The organism is Actinotalea ferrariae CF5-4 (genome assembly GCF_000603945.1).
GTDB classification, from domain to species: domain Bacteria; phylum Actinomycetota; class Actinomycetes; order Actinomycetales; family Cellulomonadaceae; genus Actinotalea; species Actinotalea ferrariae.
The window spans coordinates 1-3058 of sequence record NZ_AXCW01000362.1 but is presented as its reverse complement, the minus strand read 5'-3'; the positions used below and the strand labels follow the sequence as shown (position 1 = coordinate 3058).

Genomic DNA, 3058 nt, shown 5'->3' with positions numbered 1-3058 from the left:
GCCTCGCGGCGCGTCCGCAGGGCGCCCGCGGTGCCCGCGAGGACGATCGCGACCGCGAGCCCGCGCAGCGCCCACGTCAGGACGTCGCCGTAGCGGGTCGCCGGGGTGAGCGTGGTCCGCAGCGCCAGGTCGTCCGTCATCGTGGCCGCGGTGAACAGCTCCGTCTGCTGCAGGACCCGGCCGTTGGGGGTGATGAGGGCGCTCACGCCCACGGTCGAGATCTGCACCGTGGACCGGCCGTGCTCGATGGCCCGGATGCGGGACATGGCCAGCTGCTGCGTCGACTCGTCCGTGAGGCCGAACGTGGCGTTGTTGGTCGGGATGACCAGCAGCTCGGCGCCGAGCTGGACGGACTCGCGCAGGATCCGGTCGTACGCCACCTCGAAGCAGATGCCGACGCCGAGCGGCACGTCACGGCCCAGCCGATCGACCGGGACCTGCAGCACGGCGGGCTCCGTCCCGGGCAGCATGTCCGTGCGGACCCGGTCGACCGCGTCGGAGAACCGCCGGGCGACGTCCCGCAGCGGGATGTACTCGGCGAAGGGAGCCGGGCGCTGCTTGGCGTAGGCCTGGCCCGGACCGGACTCGGGGTCCCACAGGAGGGAGATGTTGTACCTGCCGCCGTCGGCGGGGTACTCCAGCGTGCCCACCAGCAGCGGCGCGCCGACCGCGCGGGCCGCCCCGGCGACGAGGTCCCCCGCGGCCGCGTCCACGCGGGGGTCGATGTCGGACCCGTTCTCCGGCCAGAGCACGACGTCGAGGCTCCCGGCCCCGCGCTCCTCGGCCAGGGCGTAGGTGCCCGCGACGTGGTTCTCCAGCACCTCGCGCTGCTGGGAGAAGGAGTCCAGCCCACGGTTGGGCACGTTCCCCTGCACCGCACCGACGGCGAGCCGGCCTGCCTCCTCCCGGGTGTCCAGCGGGACGAGCAGGCCCGAGCCCACGAGCACGGCGACCAGCAGCACCGCACCGCTGGCGACCCCCAGGTCCAGCCGCCGCAGGGCCAGCAGCGCGAGACCCACCAGGACGCCCCCGACGACGACGAGGCCGGTCAGCAGGGGCACCCCGCCGGCCCAGGCCCAGCGCGCCAGCGGTGAGTCGGCCTGGGAGAACGCCAGGCGGCCCCAGGGGAAGCCGCCGAAGGGCCAGACGGACCGCAGCTCCTCCATGCCGACCCAGAGCACCGCGAAGGCGGGCACCTGCCAGCGGGCCCGCCACCAGATCGCGGCCCCGCGGCGTGCCCAGGACCAGGCGACGCCGAAGAGCCCCACGAAGGCCGCCTCGAGGGTCGAGAGCGCCACCCAGGGAACGGCCCCGACGGCGAACTCCGCCCAGGAGATGTGCGGGAGGAAGAAGGCCAGGCCGAAGACGAGGCCCACGAGGAGGTTCCACCGGGCGCTGTCGCGACCCAGCGCGACGAAGAGGAGCCCCACGCCGAGCAGGGCCAGCGGCCACCACCCGAGCCCGGGGAACGCCGCGTCGGTCGCCAGCCCGCCGAGGGCCGCGAGGGCGAGCGACGTCAGGCGGCGCGGTTCGGGGATCGGCACGTCGTCGAGCCTAACCAACCGCGCGGCCGACTGGCCCGCGTGTCCTTCGGACCGGACGGGCTGCGAGCGGTGCTGCCACGCGCTCGCACGCTCGTCCGTTGTCTACTGAACACGCGGGCCCAGCCGGGGTCCGCGTCGCCCGCGGGGGCCGCTCGCGCGGACCGGCCCGGTGCAGGGCGACACCCGCGAACATAGCGACTCCTCGCGTCCCGTCAAGGGCCCGAACGTCCAGGTCACGCGAGTACCGGCAGGTCACGGCGGCAGGATCCGCGGCGCCCGCTCCGCGCGTCCCGGCGTGTCTGTCGGCGTGTCGCTGAGACCGGCCGCCCCGGCCTCAGCGGTCCGCGAGGACGTCGTGCAGGACGACGCCGTCGCGCAGGGTGCGCAGGCACCGCGGGCGGGCGCCCGACTCCTCCAGCCGGTCCGGCTCCACCAGCTCGGGCAGCAGCGGGCTGCCCGCCCGGGCGTCCGTGCTCCAGGCCGCGCGGGTCGGGTCGGGCGCCTGGACCGCGAGCGTCGGGGCGTCCCACACGGCCAGGTGGGCGGGGGCCCCGAGGCGGATCTCGCCGGCCCCCAGGTGGTCCAGCCGCGCCAGCCGCCAGCCGCCCCGGGTGTGCGCCCGGAAGGCGGCGCGTGCGGTGATCCGCTGCCCGGGGGTCCGGTGGTGGACCGCGGCGCTGACCGCGGCCCAGGGGTCCACCGGCGTGACCGGGCTGTCGGAGCCGAGGGCGAGCGGCACACCGGCCGCTGCGAGGTCGGCGAAGGGGTTGAGCCGTCCCGCCCGCTCCGCACCGAGCCGCCGGGCGTACATGCCCTCGGAGCCGCCCCAGCGGGCGTCGAACAGCGGCTGCGCGCTGACGGACAGGCCCAGGGCGGCGAGCGCCGCCACCGCCTCCCCGTCCGCCATCTCCGCGTGCTCCACGCGCGGCGCCACCCCGCGGACCGCGCGCGCGTCGGGTCCTGCCAGGGCGGACCGGACGCCCGCCAGGACGGCGTCGAGGGCGCGGTCGCCGATGGCGTGGACGGCGACCTGCGCGCCCGCGAGCGAGGCCGCGACCAGGTGCGCCGCGACGTCGTCGGCGTCGAGCTCGAGCGTGCCGGTGGATGCGGGCCGGTCCGCGTACGGCGTCCTCAGCGCCGCCGTCCAGGACCCGAGCGAGCCGTCCACGGTGAGGTCGCCGCCGATGCCCGTCAGGCCCGGGACGGCCGCGAGCACCTCCCGGGCGGCGTCGGCGTCCCGGACCAGCTCCGCCCGGTACCCCACGACGAGCGGCAGCGCGGAGGCGGCGTCGGCCGTCATCCCCAGGAGCGCCGCGAGGCCGTCGCGGGTGTCGAAGGACGGCGCGCTGTGCTCGTGCACGCTGACCACGCCCTGCGCCGCCGCCGCCCCGAGCGCGGCACGGTAGAGGGACTCGCGGGTCCCGGCCTCGGGACGGCGCGTCGCCGCACGGGCGGCCCGGTGCGCGTCGTCGGTCACCCAGCCGTCGTCGCGCCAGCCGCGCAGCGCGCGCAGG

At 77.2% G+C, this 3058-nt stretch carries 2 protein-coding genes; both read right to left on the bottom strand.

Annotated features, from left to right (window positions below):
• On the bottom strand, window positions 1-1544 hold a 1544-nt coding region (lnt, locus tag N866_RS17750; RefSeq protein ID WP_034229109.1), incomplete at its 3' end, for an apolipoprotein N-acyltransferase.
• 334 nt (window positions 1545-1878) lie between these two features.
• A partial coding sequence (locus N866_RS17745; protein WP_034229106.1) for an amidohydrolase family protein occupies window positions 1879-3058 on the bottom strand: 1180 nt, incomplete at its 5' end.